The sequence below is a fragment of the Segatella salivae F0493 genome, assembly GCF_000477535.1.
GTDB classification, from domain to species: Bacteria; Bacteroidota; Bacteroidia; order Bacteroidales; family Bacteroidaceae; genus Prevotella; species Prevotella salivae.
This window is the reverse complement of record NZ_AWGW01000032.1, coordinates 17210-32648: the sequence shown is the minus strand read 5'-3', so window position 1 is coordinate 32648 and position 15439 is coordinate 17210. Positions and strand designations below refer to the sequence as shown.

At 44.1% G+C, this 15439-nt stretch carries 12 protein-coding genes; 6 read left to right on the top strand and 6 right to left on the bottom strand.

The genetic code is table 11. The annotated features are described in order from the left end of the window. Window position 1 precedes the first annotated feature (1 nt). The 6 genes from porN to HMPREF9145_RS11880 form a co-directional block, all read right to left on the bottom strand. The gene (gene porN, locus HMPREF9145_RS11905; protein ID WP_036907757.1) at window positions 2-1066 is read right to left on the bottom strand and encodes a type IX secretion system ring subunit PorN/GldN; all 1065 of its coding nucleotides are present in this window, start codon (window positions 1064-1066) and stop codon (window positions 2-4) included. Beyond that, window positions 1066-2622, bottom strand: coding sequence for a type IX secretion system motor protein PorM/GldM (gene porM, locus HMPREF9145_RS11900; protein WP_021826636.1), 1557 nt, complete (start codon window positions 2620-2622; stop codon window positions 1066-1068). The genes porN and porM overlap by 1 nt, the downstream gene beginning before the upstream one ends. Further along, the gene (porL, locus tag HMPREF9145_RS11895) at window positions 2622-3377 is read right to left on the bottom strand and encodes a type IX secretion system motor protein PorL/GldL (RefSeq protein ID WP_021826680.1); all 756 of its coding nucleotides are present in this window, start codon (window positions 3375-3377) and stop codon (window positions 2622-2624) included. The genes porM and porL overlap by 1 nt, the downstream gene beginning before the upstream one ends. After that, a complete protein-coding gene (gene porK / locus HMPREF9145_RS11890; RefSeq protein WP_021826691.1) occupies window positions 3374-4825 on the bottom strand; it encodes a T9SS ring complex lipoprotein PorK/GldK in 1452 nt (483 codons plus the stop codon). Before porK ends, porL begins: the two co-directional genes overlap by 4 nt. Window positions 4826-4834: 9 nt before the next feature. Beyond that, the gene (locus HMPREF9145_RS11885) at window positions 4835-5743 is read right to left on the bottom strand and encodes a PorP/SprF family type IX secretion system membrane protein (RefSeq protein WP_196809780.1); all 909 of its coding nucleotides are present in this window, start codon (window positions 5741-5743) and stop codon (window positions 4835-4837) included. A 503-nt stretch (window positions 5744-6246) separates the two neighbouring features. After that, a complete protein-coding gene (locus HMPREF9145_RS11880; protein ID WP_021826704.1) occupies window positions 6247-6468 on the bottom strand; it encodes a DUF2795 domain-containing protein in 222 nt (73 codons plus the stop codon). A 455-nt stretch (window positions 6469-6923) separates the two neighbouring features. Between HMPREF9145_RS11880 and rimP the strand changes: the two genes are divergently transcribed. From rimP to sufD, 6 genes are all read left to right on the top strand, one after another. Further along, complete coding sequence (gene rimP / locus HMPREF9145_RS11875; RefSeq protein ID WP_021826690.1) at window positions 6924-7391, top strand: ribosome assembly cofactor RimP; 468 nt, start codon at window positions 6924-6926, stop codon at window positions 7389-7391. Between the two features lie 4 nt (window positions 7392-7395). Next, window positions 7396-8661, top strand: coding sequence for a transcription termination factor NusA (gene nusA / locus HMPREF9145_RS11870; protein ID WP_007134763.1), 1266 nt, complete (start codon window positions 7396-7398; stop codon window positions 8659-8661). Between the two features lie 245 nt (window positions 8662-8906). After that, the gene (gene infB / locus HMPREF9145_RS11865) at window positions 8907-11657 is read left to right on the top strand and encodes a translation initiation factor IF-2 (RefSeq protein ID WP_007134764.1); all 2751 of its coding nucleotides are present in this window, start codon (window positions 8907-8909) and stop codon (window positions 11655-11657) included. Between the two features lie 176 nt (window positions 11658-11833). Beyond that, complete coding sequence (sufB, locus tag HMPREF9145_RS11860; protein WP_021826645.1) at window positions 11834-13279, top strand: Fe-S cluster assembly protein SufB; 1446 nt, start codon at window positions 11834-11836, stop codon at window positions 13277-13279. A gap of 33 nt (window positions 13280-13312) precedes the next feature. Then, a complete protein-coding gene (gene sufC, locus HMPREF9145_RS11855) occupies window positions 13313-14077 on the top strand; it encodes a Fe-S cluster assembly ATPase SufC (protein ID WP_021826713.1) in 765 nt (254 codons plus the stop codon). Between the two features lie 15 nt (window positions 14078-14092). Continuing rightward, the gene (gene sufD / locus HMPREF9145_RS11850; RefSeq protein ID WP_021826678.1) at window positions 14093-15436 is read left to right on the top strand and encodes a Fe-S cluster assembly protein SufD; all 1344 of its coding nucleotides are present in this window, start codon (window positions 14093-14095) and stop codon (window positions 15434-15436) included. The last annotated feature ends 3 nt before the right edge of the window (window positions 15437-15439 follow it).

The window sequence follows — 15439 nt, the reverse complement described above, 5'->3', positions numbered from 1 at the left end:
TTTAATGACGCTGCCGACGCACAGTAACGCGTGCCTGACCTGACACAGAAGAGCCACCATCTGACGAAGCTCTACGATTGCGACGCACGCTGGTTGGCGCACTATTTGTTGCTCGGCGGTTTGTCAATCGCTTGTTTTTAGATGTTTTTGTATCAGCCTTTGCAACGCTATCCAACGAGTCTTTGCGCGACGAATCGCCCCATATATTCTTTTCAAAAGTAGCAATCTCGCGCTCAATTCGACGCTGTTCTTGATTCAATGCACTATCATTCTTGCAATATTGTGATAGCGTCTGGCCCAACATATTTGTCGTTTTATAGATCTTTCCCTTGTAAAGATTCATGGTAAAATAGTCTGCAAGACTCATCACTGCGGCATTATTTAGGTTACTTGTCATAACAGTTTGTTTGGCAAGTGCAGACGCAATATCGTCATATTTCACCCAAAACAGGGGATATTTTGTCGTGCCATCACCGAAATCATCCAGTCGTTCCATGATGGGACATAAGGCAAGTACCTTCGTGTGGAACGTCCCAGTAGCTTGATCAAAGTATGAACTCTCTTTGAGATAATAGCCTTTTACTTCGGCCGATGGTATGTCACTGTTGTCTATATGCACGCCTTTATCCGTACGTTCAAAATAGATATGGTGGTCATTTAAGAATGTAAGTGGCTGCACTTTTGAGTCATCTGAGAACCTCTCATTACCGTCAAGACGATATTGATAGACGTTAATTCCGCCGCGACTTGGGCCTGCCATCATCAATTTAAAAAGCAAAGTAAAGAGATTCATGCGTCCATCCGTAGGCTCAACAGGGTAGTATAAGGCCGCATTGGCATTATCGTTGAGATTCAGTTCGCGGTAAACGTCACGACGCCAGACCACATCTTCGCTCATCGGTTCTTGCGTTGGATACATCAGTTTGGCTCTCAATGTCAAGTTATTGGCATTGCTTTTCTTCACCTTTGCAGCCGCTTCAGCCTGTCGAAGCGGTGACTGTGCCCTGCCATTCATACAGCAGAGGGCTGCCAACAGCATTACATATAGTCTTTTTTTCTTTATCATCATCTTACAATTACTTCCAAAGCCCCTGTCAAAGTGCGTGTGATTCCGTCAGGACCAACGGCTTTAACATGGCTGATATAAAATCTTTTGTTTCGTGATAGGCTGCGGAAGGTCTCACGTTGGCGGTCAGAGAAGTTTGCTCCTGCTGATGCAACAGGGACCGCATTGCCCATATTATCAAAGAAAACAGTTTCAAAACTCAACACGCGGAAAGGGATATCGAGGAGTCCATCATCAATAGCGGCATGGATACCCGACGCTCCCATCAACGCAGCTTTAGCCATTGCACCTCCTTTAAAGCGGTTTGTTCCAAGAGCGATATAGGCAGATGGGTCGGGCAACTTACGCACATGGAAGACAAAAGGAGGTAGCGTTCTGACCTGACCATTGTCTCGTGCCGTGACATGTATCGTGACATCACGACCTACTGCGGCTGGAGTGGCGATGAAATGTCCATTGCCTTTCGCTGTCAATCCCCCTCCTGTCATTGATATTGAGACTGCATTGGCAGGCACACCCGGCACACTTACGCTCATCGGATTAGGGTAACCAGCATATAAAACATTCATCATGTCGGCGGCAACGGTGGCACTTGTGGGTGTAGGAACAACGTTATATTTCTGTAAGAAGTTACGACGTATGAGGTCACCCCTACGATTTTGCATCAAGATGTAACCGCTAAGGCTATGTTCTCCAACGCCCGATGCCGTGAAACTATATTGTCCATTGCGCGACATTACACGCTGTCCGTTGACAAATATCTGGGGTTGTAGCGTCGTATCTACGGCTGCCATGACGATGGAAGCATTGAAACGTTCGCCCGGATAGAGCGTAGTTTTCTCAGGAATCACGTAGGCATTGAGCTTGTTTACACGGATATCTTTCACATCAATGTTTGAAACGAGCGTGTGAAGTACCTCACCTTCGGCGTAACGTACATCGCTTTGAAGCTTTGAAAGCAAGGTAACTGCGGCGGCAACTGGCATATTCTCAAACATATATTCCTGCCAGTTCTTGCCCTGAAGGCGTGCTTTTTGTGGAACAGTTGTAGAGAGATTGTCTGCTATAATGCGCTTCTGATGTGGGTCATCTATAAGATTCAAGATGCGCTCTCGATAGGCATTAACACGCAAGAAGAGTGCCTTTCCCTTCCCAGTCAATGGTGCTAACATCACCTCTCCAGCCGCATCAAGGTTATCTTTGTTCTTAATCTGATTGACATCTCCGTCTTTTCCATCTGCATTCTTTACGATAGCGACTTTCAATTGCTGTGCAAAGTCGAAGAGAGAATCGCTCATTTGCTTCACCGCTGTAGCCTTTTCAAACCACGCTTTCACCTTTTCGGGGTTCTGTTTCATCTGCATTTCAAAGTCCCGATACAATGAAATGTTCTCTTGAGTAGCGTTGCCTGTTGTGCGGTTTAGACTGTCTTCTACGATTGAAAAGCCATCCAACACCTCGGTAGAGATATTGAGTGCGAGCATGGCCAACAAGACTATATACATCAAGTTGATCATTTTCTGACGCGGAGATACCAGTCTTTTCTTAATAGCCATTAGAGCGTTGGGGTTTGATTTGGTGCAGCTGCACGCATGTTTGTCGTCATTGCTTCAATCATCCGGGCATAGATTGCATTGAGTTGTTCAATATGTCGCGCCAAAAGACGACTCTGTTCATTAATCTGATCGATAGTTCCAATCTGCTGACTGGCACTCTTCAACTGCATCTCATACACCTTTGTGATGCCTGTAAGCGTTCGATTGAGGTTCTCCATCTCCTCACTATCGCGTGTGAGACGAGTGCTTTGCGCCCCTACTTTGCCAAGAATCTCGGTGAGTTTCGTTAGTTCTTCAACATAGTTTTGTTGGGCTTCAGCCATTGCAGGGTCTACTTTCGGAAGCGCTATTGAAGCTACTTGTTCCGTCAGCGATGCTGTCTTTGCCACTGCGGGGGCTGCCGTCGTCATTGGTTGAGCCTGTATCTGCGGCGCAACCGAAGGCTTCACATTAGCCGAAACCTCATCCGTTCGGGTGAGATATTCATCCGTTAGATGAGTGGGGAGTTCCATTCCATCTGTTGTTTTGTCAAAAGGACGGTCGAAAGCAGATAGGAAGAACACCACAACTTCAGTACCCATACCAAAGATAAGCCAAAGGTCTGCCCCCTCAATATGAATCAACTTAAGGAGTGCTCCGAGTACAACGATAGAGGCACCCCAGCTATATGCATAGTTCAAAAAGGTCTGACCGGGCACACTGTCCATCCACTTTTGCAGACGATAGACGATGTTTAGTTTACTATATCTTGTCATTTTTTCTTGCTTTTATTACTACTTGTTGACGTGGCGAGGCTTCGAACACAACGAAATCCAATGTAACAACGCGGATGGTTTTGATACTCCCAAGAACGCCAAGCCGAACGAATCAGGCTTTCAGGGTCCTTCCATGAGCCACCGCGCACACTCTTTTTCTTCAGTGCATAGGGGTCTTCTTTGGCGGCATTATAAGCAAGTTGCGGGTTAATATCATTCATTGCGTCTACGCCCGAAGCCGTATATGCCGTACTTGTCCATTCCGCCACGTTGCCAGCCATATCAAAAAGTCCGTTAGAATTAGCCCCATAGATGCCCACTTTGCTTGTAATGAGATTGCCATCTTCGGTATAATTGCCACGATCGGGCTTGAAGTTAGCATAGAAACAGCCATTACCATTCTTCATATCTCTATTTTCCCATGGGAACTCATTACCGCTTTTACCACGTGCAGCATACTCCCATTCGGCCTCAGTAGGTAGGCGATAGCGCTGAACATAACGCGCTTCACCGCCTAATCCCTTAAGTAAATAGTCCGTACGCCATGCGCAAAAGGCATTCGCTTGCTCCCAAGTGACGCCCACAACTGGGTAATCATTATAGGCAGGATTACTGAAATAGTTACGCAAATACATTTCATTGTCAGCGTTCTTAAAGTCATTTACCCAGCACGTTGTATCGGGATAGATATTCACAATGTATGTATTTAGGAAGTCCCAAGAGCCAGTTCGTGGTCTATCTATCGTCTGTCTAACAATCTTTCCCTCGTCATTTATATAGGCGGTATCCTTTGAAATCATCACCGGTTCGTCGTCATTTGTAAGCACATCTGTGTTAAACGATCGTTCTTCGGGATTCATACGATTGCGCCGAAGGGCTGCAGCCGAGTAATCATAAATCTCATAACGATAGTTCATTTGACGCCAATCAAGAAGTTTTTCGCCTGTAACAGGGTTCGTAACATAAAGACTTTCTATGGCACGCTGCTCATCTTCATTAGGCTTTCGAGGCAAAGGCTTCTTCCAGTTGACGCGGGGTGTGATGGCGTTTCCATCTTTATCTTCCGTAATCATATAGCTTTCGTCGCCTGCATAGGCAGGATCGGCCAAACGAGTACGCAGAATACTGTCGCGAACCCACATCACAAACTGTTTATATTTGGAGTTTGTTACCTCGGTTTCATCCATCCAAAAGCCATCCACGGAGATGTCTTTCTTCGGTGTTTTCTCTCCCCAGAGCGAGTCTTGCTTATCAAGTCCCATGTGCAAGAAGCCTCGTTCAACCTTTACCATGCCATAAGGTGTAGGCTCAGAAAAGGCTCTTCCGCCACCTACTCCCACGACTTCGCCCCCTTTTCCGGCCATAGACAGGCCCTTACCACTAAAGCAACCCGTCATCATACAACCTGTTATGAGGAGCCATAACCCTATCTTTATCTTATGTTTCATTGTCTGTTGTTATAAGATTCTAACGCTTTGATGTTTGTTTTTGCCTTTCTTTGCGAGGTTTAGTTCCGTTTGATAACCCACAAAAAGCTCATGACTTCCATTGCCAAGGCTTAGTCCTGAGGTATAAACTTCATAGCTATAACCTACCACAACACCATGGAAAGTTCCGCCAATCAGGGCCGTAACAGAGTTTGTCGGACTATAACTGATGCCGCCATAAAGCATTTTTCCTTCGTGCGAATAAACCAATCTTCCGGTTACATCCGCCCGATAGGCCTTACCATCTGTGCGTAAAAGCACCGAAGGTTTTATTTTTAAGAACGGATTTCTAAGTTGAATATTGTATCCACCCGTCAGATAATAAGTGGGAGAAACCGGCAATTCATTGACATCCCCCATACGAATCTTGGGGCGATTCAAATGTTGCACCGATGCACCGGCATACCAATGGCGCTGCAAATAGTAAAGTCCTGCACCAACATCTATGCCATTTCCGTTGACATCTGTAGTCGCAAAGGCCGGATCTCCGGGTGTAGAGAGGTCGACTTTTGAGCCATCAAAGCTCTCATTTAGTAGTGAAACCTGCAGACCAACACGTAGCTTTCCCCCAACAAACTTCGTTTGAGCAGCATATAACAAGCCTAATTTCTGATGCGTGAAAAGTCCAATTTTCTCGTTAACGAATTGCACTCCGGCTCCTTGATAGCACCGCATGGCATAAAAAGGCAGGTCGGCAGAGGCATACATCGTACGCGGATGATTCTCAAAACCCGTAAAATTCAGCGCATAAGCCAAGTTGACATTGAGCTTGTTTTCCTTTCCGGCAGCAGCAGGATTGAATGAAGTCTCCATGTCAAAATAATGACAGAAGGCTGCATCATACTGCGCTTTGGCTGTCACAGCAACCCAAACGAGCATCACTGACAAAAGAAATCTAATCGTTTTATGCACGCTTATATAACGCGAATCCTTATATATTATTGCACGAAATTTATTGCATAAAAACATATTCGCCCACCTATTATTATCTCATCTGCGGCAAATCGTCTCGTAAACAGCACCATTTCATCCTATCATTCCACTCATTTTACAGCGTAAAATCATAGTAATTAGATTTCGCATTGTAACACATTGAACATCAGAAAGATATTAACGAAGTTGAGATAAAAATAAAATAAGACTTTCATTCGACAGAAACAAGCCGAACCTTATCCATTTATGCCGACACGAAACACCCTAAATAATAGAAAAAGGTCATAAAAAAACATCTCCCAAACAAGGATATTTCGAGAAACAAACCCTTTGAGAGATGTTCTTTTCCATTGCACGCCGTCTCATGAATCCACAAGCATAGCAATATCAAGAAGCCTTTGTCAAACAACAACTCCACTTGTTGGAGCGGCCCAACAGAAGCTACTTATTTAATATTCATCGTCATTCCACAAGAAATCATCCTTTGAAGGATAGTCTGGCCAGATGTCTTCGATGCTTTCATAAACATCACCTTCGTCTTCTATTTCTTGCAGATTTTCTAATACTTCTAATGGAGCGCCCGAACGAACAGCATAGTCTATCAACTCTTCTTTAGTCGCGGGCCAAGGTGCATCTTCAAGTTTTGAGGCTAATTCTAGTGTCCAATACATAGTCTTATCATTTTAATTCATTCACAATTATGCGTGCAAAAATAGCAAAATAAATCTTATCCACAAGAAAAGATGAAAGTTTTTTCGATGAAAATGCCAATAAAGATTAAAACAAAGAATTACACTTCTAAGAGTAATGAACTGCACATCTTGAAAAGAATAGCCAGCATCTGCGCTATGACAATATAAGAAGAATGGTATCACAAGACATGAAGATTAGAATTAAGTGTGATTTTCAGCATAGCAGAATCAGTCGTTTTATACCATGGAAAGGAAAAAGGAGAAACCAGAAAAATAAGACTTCGACTCGTGTTTTGCCTTAAAAAGAAAACCAACCATCCTAAATAAAAAACACGAATTAGTTGCATATTACAGATATTATTTGTAATTTTGCAGCGTTCAGTGGAATGAGGGACTCCAAAGAGAGTTCCTCATTTTATTTTAATAAGACATATATGATTGACAAAAACGTCGTAAAAAAGTTAGTAGAAGAATGGCTGTCAGGCAAGGAATACTTTCTTGTGGGCATAGAAATCAGCCAAGATGACAAGATTGTTGTTGAGATTGACCACGCTGATGGCGTTTGGATTGAAGACTGTGTGGACTTGAGTAAGTATATAGAAGACCATCTCAGTCGTGACGAAGAAGACTATGAACTCGAGGTAGGTTCAGCTGGTTTAGGTCAGCCTTTCAAGGTACTTCAGCAATACATCAACTTCATTGGTAAGGAGGTTGAAGTGTTGGATGCTGATGGAAAGAAGTATCAAGGCGTGCTAAAGAGCGTTGATGGTAACGACTTTACAGTGACCGTAAACGAGAAAGTGAAAGTGGAAGGAAAGAAACGCCCCCAGAAAATGGATGTAGACCACACTTTCAATATGGATAATGTAAAATATACTAAATACTTAATAAGTTTCAAATAAAGCTATGGCAGCAAGAAAAATTGAAGAAGATTCAATCAGTTTGATTGACACCTTCCGTGAGTTTAAGGAGACGAAGAATATTGACCGCACAACGTTAGTGAGCGTTTTGGAGGAAAGTTTCCGCAATGTGCTCGCTAAAATCTTTGGTAGTGACGAGAATTTCGACGTTATCGTGAACCCAGACAAAGGCGACTTTGAGATTTATCGCAACCGAATTGTAGTGGCAGATGGTGAGGTTGAGGACGAGAATAAGCAGGTTGCATTGACCGAAGCCCGTAAGATTGAACCCGATTATGAGGTGGGTGAAGAGGTTTCGGAACAAGTAAACTTTGCGAAATTCGGCCGTCGTGCCATCCTGAATCTACGTCAAACCTTGGCATCAAAGATATTAGAATTAGAGCACGATACACTCTATAATAAATATAAAGACCGTGTAGGTCAGATTATATCTGGCGAGGTTTACCAGATTTGGAAACGTGAAGTGTTGGTCGTAGATGACGAAAACAATGAGCTGATTCTACCGAAAAGTGAACAGATTCCGGCTGATGTTTATCGCAAAGGTGAGACAGTTCGCGCTGTCATCTTACGCGTAGACAACGAGAACAACAATCCAAAGATTATCCTTTCACGCACAAGTCCACTCTTCTTGGAGCGTTTGCTTGAGGCAGAAGTACCTGAAATTAACGACGGACTTATTGCTATCCGCAAGATTGCCCGCATGCCGGGAGAACGTGCAAAGATTGCCGTTGAGAGCTTTGACGACCGCATTGACCCAGTTGGTGCATGTGTAGGTGTGAAGGGAAGTCGCGTACATGGCATCGTACGTGAACTCTGCAATGAGAATCTTGACGTTGTAAACTATACGTCGAACATCAACCTCTTTATCCAAAGAGCCTTGAGTCCGGCACGTGTAAGCAGCATAAACATTGATCAAGAAAACCATAAAGCTGAGGTATATCTACAACCAGAAGAAGTTAGTTTGGCTATCGGTCGCGGTGGATTAAACATTAAATTGGCATCCATGCTAACCGAATTTACGATTGATGTGTTCCGTGAGGTTCCAGAAGGTGAAGCAGATGAGGACATCTACTTGGATGAATTCTCTGACGAAATCGACCAATGGGTGATTGAAGCCATTAAGAGTATCGGCTTGGATACAGCTAAAGCAGTGCTCAATGCACCACGCGAAATGCTCGTAGAAAAGGCCGACCTCGAAGAAGAAACCGTGGATCATGTCATCAATGTGCTGCGTGCTGAGTTTGAACAATAATCAAATGATTTGATAAGTTGCAATAAACCCTATCAACACGCAACAGGAAAAAGAGTACGTCTTCTCTTGATTTCTACCTCAATAGGAAATGATTTTGAATGACAACTCAATGAGAAGACAACCTTTTTAGAAGACGTTCTCTCTAAATAGAGGCAGCAAATGGAATACATTCTGCATGCAATCAGCCTGAGAGAACATTATATTTGAGGAACGAGATAAAACGAAAAAAAGAAGTAAACAATTACATGAGCATCAGATTAAACAAAGCATTACGTGAATTAAACATAGGACGTCAAACGGCAGTTGACTTCCTTACGAAGAAAGCAGAACTTGGAGAGGTGAAAGACGACTTGAGTTTTAAGCTCAATGACGCACAATATCAGGCTCTCGTTGAGGCGTTCAAACAAGATGCCGCAGTACGAAGTGAGGCTGAAAAGCTCTTCCAAAAGAAACCAAAAGAAAAGAAACATGCGACTGAAGCGAAAGACAATCGTGCCGAGAACCTGCTGAAATCATCTAATCAACAGGTATATACGCCGAAGGGAAAGATAAACCTTGACGAGGTAGGAAAAAAGCCTTCGCCAAAGAAGTCTGCTGCTCCTGAAGTGAAAAAAGCTCCAGAAAAAAAGGTTGCTGCCGTCAACCCAGAGCCTGAAAAGAAAGTAATAAAGCCACAACCTGAGGCTCCCAAACCACAAGTAAAGGTTGAAAAGCCTGTCAAAGTGCAAAAAACAGAGGCTCCTCAAAAGCCTGTCACCGAGGAAAAGAACGAAGAAGGAATCTTCACTTTGAATAGCGAGAAGAAGATTCTCAATACTCCTAAGGTGAACGTCTTAGGCAAAATAGACCTCGATGCAATAAATCAGAGCACGCGTCCGAAGAAGAAGTCTAAGGAGGAAAAACGCAAAGAGCGTGAAGAAAAGGCAGGAACACAGCATGGTGGCGAACGTAAAAAGCGTGTGCGCATCAACAAAGAACGCGTAGACATCAATGCAGAGGCGAAACAAAACAATGGTGGTGGTAACGGCGGTAACGGCGGAAAGAACAAGAATAAGAAGAACCGCAACAAGCGAAATCAAAAACCTTTGGAGGTAGATGATGAGGCTGTGGCACGCCAAGTAAAAGAAACGCTGGCACGATTGACAAGTAAGAGCCAAAACAAGAAAGGCGCTAAGTATCGTAAAGAGAAACGTGAGGCCGTTCAAGAAAAGCTGCAACAGGAGGCAAACGCAGAGCGCAAGGAAGCCAAAGTCCTAAAGCTCACCGAGTTTGTTACCGTCAGTGAATTGGCTACAATGATGGATATCAGCGTGACACAAGTTATCTCTACGCTGATGAGTGTAGGCATAATGGTGTCTATAAACCAGCGACTTGACGCGGAAACTATTAATATGGTAGCCGATGAATTCGGTTTCAAGACCGAGTATGTCAGTGCAGAAGTGCAGGAAGCCGTAAGCGAAGACGTCGACGACGAGAATGACCTCGTGCCACGTGCACCAATCGTTACCGTCATGGGACACGTCGATCATGGTAAGACTTCACTGCTTGACCATATCCGAAACACTAACGTAATTGCAGGTGAAGCAGGTGGTATCACCCAGCACATTGGTGCCTATGGTGTTACACTTAAGAATGGACAAAAGGTTACTTTCCTTGATACTCCAGGACATGAAGCCTTTACTGCTATGCGTGCTCGTGGCGCTCAGGTAACTGATATCGCTATTATCATCATTGCAGCAGATGACTCTGTGATGCCAACAACAAAGGAAGCAATCGCTCATGCACAAGCAGCGGGCGTGCCGATGGTATTTGCAATCAACAAGATTGATAAGCCGGGAGCGAACCCAGACAGGATTCGTGAGGACTTAGCCAATATGAATTTGCTCGTTGAAGAATGGGGAGGTAAATACCAATGCCAAGAGATTAGTGCAAAGAAAGGTGTCGGAGTAGACGCTCTTCTCGATAAAGTACTGCTCGAAGCAGAGATGCTTGACCTCAAGGCTAACCCCAATCGGAAGGCTACCGGAACTATTATTGAGTCATCACTTGATAAGGGTCGCGGTTATGTTAGTACGGTTCTTGTGAGCAATGGCACACTAAAGATTGGAGATATTGTTATTGCAGGAACCAGTTGGGGACGTATAAAGGCGATGTTTAATGAACGTAATCAGCGCATCACTGAAGCCGGACCATCTGAACCAGCCATTATACTTGGTCTCAATGGAGCACCTACTGCAGGAGACTTATTCCATGTATTGGAGTCAGAACAAGAGGCTCGTGAGATTGCAAACAAACGCGAACAATTGCAACGAGAGCAAGGATTGAGAACGCAGAAGCGCCTGACACTTGGCGACATCTCACACAGAATTGCTCGTGGCGAGTTCCATGAGTTGAACATTATTGTTAAAGGTGACACCGATGGTTCTATCGAAGCATTGAGCGATTCGTTTATAAAGCTCTCAACAGAAAAGGTACAAGTGAATGTCATTAGCAAGGCAGTAGGACAAATAAGCGAGAACGATGTCATGTTAGCCAGTGCTTCTGACGCTGTCATCGTAGGCTTCCAGGTTCGTCCTTCGTCTGATGCACGCCGCTTAGCTGACCGAGAAGGTGTTGAGATTAACACCTATTCTATCATCTACGACGCTATCGATGACATCAAGAGTGCCATGGTTGGTATGCTCGACAAGGTGAAGAAAGAGATTGTTACCGGCCAAGTTGAAGTACAACAAGTATTCAAGATTTCCAAAGTTGGAACGATTGCAGGTGGCTTAGTGACTGAAGGTAAGGTGCATGCCAAGGATAAAGCCCGCGTGGTTCGCGATGGAATTGTAATCCGTACGGCTGAAATCAATGCCCTGAAACGTTATAAAGACGATGTGAAAGAAGTTCCGATGGGTATGGAATGTGGCTTGAGTCTTGTCAACTTTAACGATATCATGGAGGGTGATATTATTGAAACCTTTACTGAAATTGAGGTAGAACAGAAACTGTAAACATTGTAGAGAGGTCATGTCAAACTTGAGATGACCTCCTCTCTACATATATATAATAAGGTAGTGACACTCTCCATTAAAGACAGGGTGTCACTATTGTGGTTAATAACAAATGTTACCAATTCAATAATGGTATACATTTTGTTGTACCATTCCATAAATTCAGGAATTTAGAAATGGCAGAAAAAGAGAAAAATAAGTTTGTAAAACAGGTGGCAGAAAAGAAATATGAGTTCGGCTTTACCACTGATGTACAAACTGATATCATAGAAAAGGGGCTCAACGAAGACGTTGTTCGTCTCATCTCTAAGAAGAAAGGAGAGCCCGAATGGTTGTTAGATTTCCGCCTGAAAGCTTATGAATATTGGAAAGATCTCAAGCAACCCACATGGGGACATGTGCATCTTCCCGAGATAGACTACCAGGCAATATCTTACTATGCAGACCCACTGGCCAAGAAACCCAAGAATAAAGAGATTGATCCCGAACTCGAAAAGACTTTCGACAAGTTAGGAATCCCACTCGAAGAGCGGTTGGCTCTTAGTGGAACGGCTGTTGATGCTATCATGGATTCAGTATCTGTGAAGACAACATTCAAAGAAAAACTCCGTGAAAAAGGAATCATCTTTTGTAGCATTGGAGAGGCCGTTAAGGAACATGCAGACTTGGTTAAGGAGTATTTGGGTAGCGTAGTCCCCTATCGCGACAACTATTTTGCAGCGCTTAACAGTGCAGTTTTCAGCGATGGTTCATTCGTTTATATCCCTAAAGGCGTTCGTTGTCCTATGGAACTCAGCAGTTATTTCCGCATCAACGCACGTAACACGGGACAATTTGAACGTACACTTATTGTCGCAGAAGATAACGCTTATGTAAGTTATCTCGAAGGATGCACCGCACCAATGCGTGATGAAAATCAGCTTCATGCAGCCATTGTAGAAATCATTGTGAAAGACAATGCAGAGGTAAAATACTCTACTGTACAGAACTGGTACCCCGGAGATGAGCACGGAAAGGGTGGAGTGTTAAACTTAGTCACAAAGCGTGGCGACCTACGTGGCGTCAACTCTAAACTGAGTTGGACTCAAGTGGAAACGGGTTCTGCTATCACCTGGAAATATCCTTCTTGCATCTTACGCGGTGATAACGCTGTTGCCGAATTCTATAGTGTGGCAGTTACAAACAACTTTCAAGAGGCAGATACCGGTACCAAGATGATACACATGGGAAAAAACACCAAGTCTACCATCATCTCTAAAGGCATCTCAGCCGGTCATAGCCAAAATTCCTACCGAGGACTTGTACGTGCTACGGCCAACGCGGATAACGCTCGAAACTACAGTTCGTGTGACTCTCTGCTGTTAGGAAGTAATTGTGGTGCCCACACCTTCCCTTATATGGATATTCATAACGATACCGCTGTCATCGAACATGAAGCAACTACCTCCAAGATATCCGAAGAACAACTTTTCTATTGCAATCAACGTGGCATACCAACAGAGCAGGCTGTAGGCCTCATCGTCAATGGATATGCCAAAGAAGTGCTGAATAAGTTGCCAATGGAGTTTGCTGTTGAGGCACAAAAACTATTGAGTGTAAGTCTTGAAGGAACTGTAGGATAAACGATAATAACAACAATTTTTGATTTAAAAAGAATGTTAGAAGTAAGAAATTTACATGCCACCATTGCTGGCAAAGAGATATTAAAGGGCATCAACCTCACCGTTAAAGATGGTGAAACCCATGCTATTATGGGACCAAATGGCTCTGGTAAGTCAACCTTAAGCGCTGTTTTAACGGGCAATCCACTATATACTGTCACTGCAGGTGAGGCCATTTTCAATGGTCAAGACCTACTACAAATGAAACCAGAGGACCGAGCTCGCGCCGGAATCTTCCTCTCTTTCCAATATCCAGTGGAGATACCTGGCGTGTCAATGACCAACTTTATGCGCGCCGCCATTAATGCAAAGCGCGAATATTTGGGTCAAGAGCAGTTGAATACTGCCGACTTTATGAAGCTCATGCGAGAGAAACGGAAGCTCGTTGACTTAGATAGTAAGTTGTCACATCGTTCAGTTAATGAAGGTTTTTCTGGTGGAGAAAAGAAGCGAAATGAAATCTTTCAGATGGCAATGTTAGAGCCAACGCTGAGCATACTCGATGAAACCGACTCTGGCCTTGACGTAGATGCCATGCGCATTGTAGCCGATGGAGTGAACAAAATGCATACCGATAAGACTTCAGCTATCGTGATTACACACTATGAACGACTGTTGGATATGATCAAACCGAATTTCGTTCACGTGCTTTATAATGGTCGTATTGTCAAAACTGCAGGCCATGAACTGGCTAAAGAGATTGAACAGCACGGCTATGATTGGATTAAAGAGGAAGCCGATGCACAGTATGGAGAATAACAAAGGAGGAGAATCATGAACAGTGAACAGCAATATATCGACCTCTACCAAGAGCAATCAGATGCCATCAAGCGTCATTCTGCCGAGCCACTCAACGCTGTGCGCGACCGTGCTTTCAATGATTTCAAAGCACAAGGATTCCCCACACGCAAGGTAGAACGTTACAAATATACCGACATGGCGGCTCTGTTTGCCCCTAACTATGGGCTCAACCTCAACCGCCTTGCTATCCCCGTAGACCCTTACGAGGCTTTCAAATGCGACGTACCCAACTTGAGTACCTCGCTCTATTTCATCATTAATGACACCTTTTACACAAAAATGCTTCCCTCGGCTCACCTGCCCGAGGGCGTTATCATTGATTCGTTGTGTCATGTAGCGACTGAAAAGCCTGATTTCATTGCTAAATATTACGCCAAACTTGCAAACGCTCAAGAAGACGGAATCACGGCGTTGAACACGATGTTAGCCCAAGATGGTCTGCTCGTATATGTTCCGAAGAATGTTAAAATAGACCGACCCATTCAGGTCATCAACATGCTTCGTGCTGATGTTGACCTCATGGTAAACCGCCGTGTGCTGATTATCATGGAGCAAAATGCCGAAGCGAAGTTCCTGTTCTGTGACCATGCTGCCGATGATCGCCGGTTTCTCTCAACCCAAGTTATTGAGGTTCATGTGGGCGAAAATGCTCACTTAGAACTCAACTGTCTTGAAGAGACTCACTTTAAAAACACCCGTGTCAGCAATGTTTACATCGAACAACAGGCCAACAGCCGTGTAAACCACAACGTAATTACCCTACACAATGGAGTAACGCGCAATCGCCTTGACCTTGTTTTCAAAGGAGAAGGTGCCGAATGTCATTGCAATGGTTGTGTGGTTGCCGACAAACAGCAACACGTTGACAATAATACGCTCATCGATCATCAGGTTCCTCACTGCACAAGTAACGAACTTTATAAGTATGTTCTCGATGACCACGCTGTTGGAGCCTTTGCCGGTCGTGTGCTTGTTCGCCAGGAAGCACAGAAAACAAGCAGTCAAGAGACCAATCAAAACCTTTGTGCTGCCAAGACGGCTCGCATGTACACACAGCCTATGCTCGAGATATATGCCGACGATGTCAAGTGTGCTCATGGTTCAACGGTAGGCCAATTGAACGATGCTGCCTTATTCTATATGCAGCAACGCGGTATCAGTCTCAAAGAGGCTAAGCTGCTTTTAGAGTTCGCTTTCGTCAATGAAGTCATCGATAAAATGGAACTTGAACCACTGCGCGACAGACTTCATCACCTCGTTGAAAAGCGTTTCCGCGGAGAATTGAATAAATGTGAGGGATGCCAGCTGTGTAAGTAGGCC

What these genes read in the sequence shown, in the direction of transcription:
- infB (WP_007134764.1), top strand. Translation starts at nt 8,907, where the DNA reads ATGAGCATCAGATTAAACAAAGCATTACGTGAATTAAACATAGGACGT.
- rimP (WP_021826690.1), top strand. Translation starts at nt 6,924, where the DNA reads ATGATTGACAAAAACGTCGTAAAAAAGTTAGTAGAAGAATGGCTGTCA.
- porN (WP_036907757.1), bottom strand. Translation starts at nt 1,066, where the DNA reads ATGATAAAGAAAAAAAGACTATATGTAATGCTGTTGGCAGCCCTCTGC.
- porK (WP_021826691.1), bottom strand. Translation starts at nt 4,825, where the DNA reads ATGAAACATAAGATAAAGATAGGGTTATGGCTCCTCATAACAGGTTGT.
- sufC (WP_021826713.1), top strand. Translation starts at nt 13,313, where the DNA reads ATGTTAGAAGTAAGAAATTTACATGCCACCATTGCTGGCAAAGAGATA.
- HMPREF9145_RS11880 (WP_021826704.1), bottom strand. Translation starts at nt 6,468, where the DNA reads ATGTATTGGACACTAGAATTAGCCTCAAAACTTGAAGATGCACCTTGG.
- sufB (WP_021826645.1), top strand. Translation starts at nt 11,834, where the DNA reads ATGGCAGAAAAAGAGAAAAATAAGTTTGTAAAACAGGTGGCAGAAAAG.
- porM (WP_021826636.1), bottom strand. Translation starts at nt 2,622, where the DNA reads ATGGCTATTAAGAAAAGACTGGTATCTCCGCGTCAGAAAATGATCAAC.
- HMPREF9145_RS11885 (WP_196809780.1), bottom strand. Translation starts at nt 5,743, where the DNA reads ATGCTCGTTTGGGTTGCTGTGACAGCCAAAGCGCAGTATGATGCAGCC.
- porL (WP_021826680.1), bottom strand. Translation starts at nt 3,377, where the DNA reads ATGACAAGATATAGTAAACTAAACATCGTCTATCGTCTGCAAAAGTGG.
- sufD (WP_021826678.1), top strand. Translation starts at nt 14,093, where the DNA reads ATGAACAGTGAACAGCAATATATCGACCTCTACCAAGAGCAATCAGAT.
- nusA (WP_007134763.1), top strand. Translation starts at nt 7,396, where the DNA reads ATGGCAGCAAGAAAAATTGAAGAAGATTCAATCAGTTTGATTGACACC.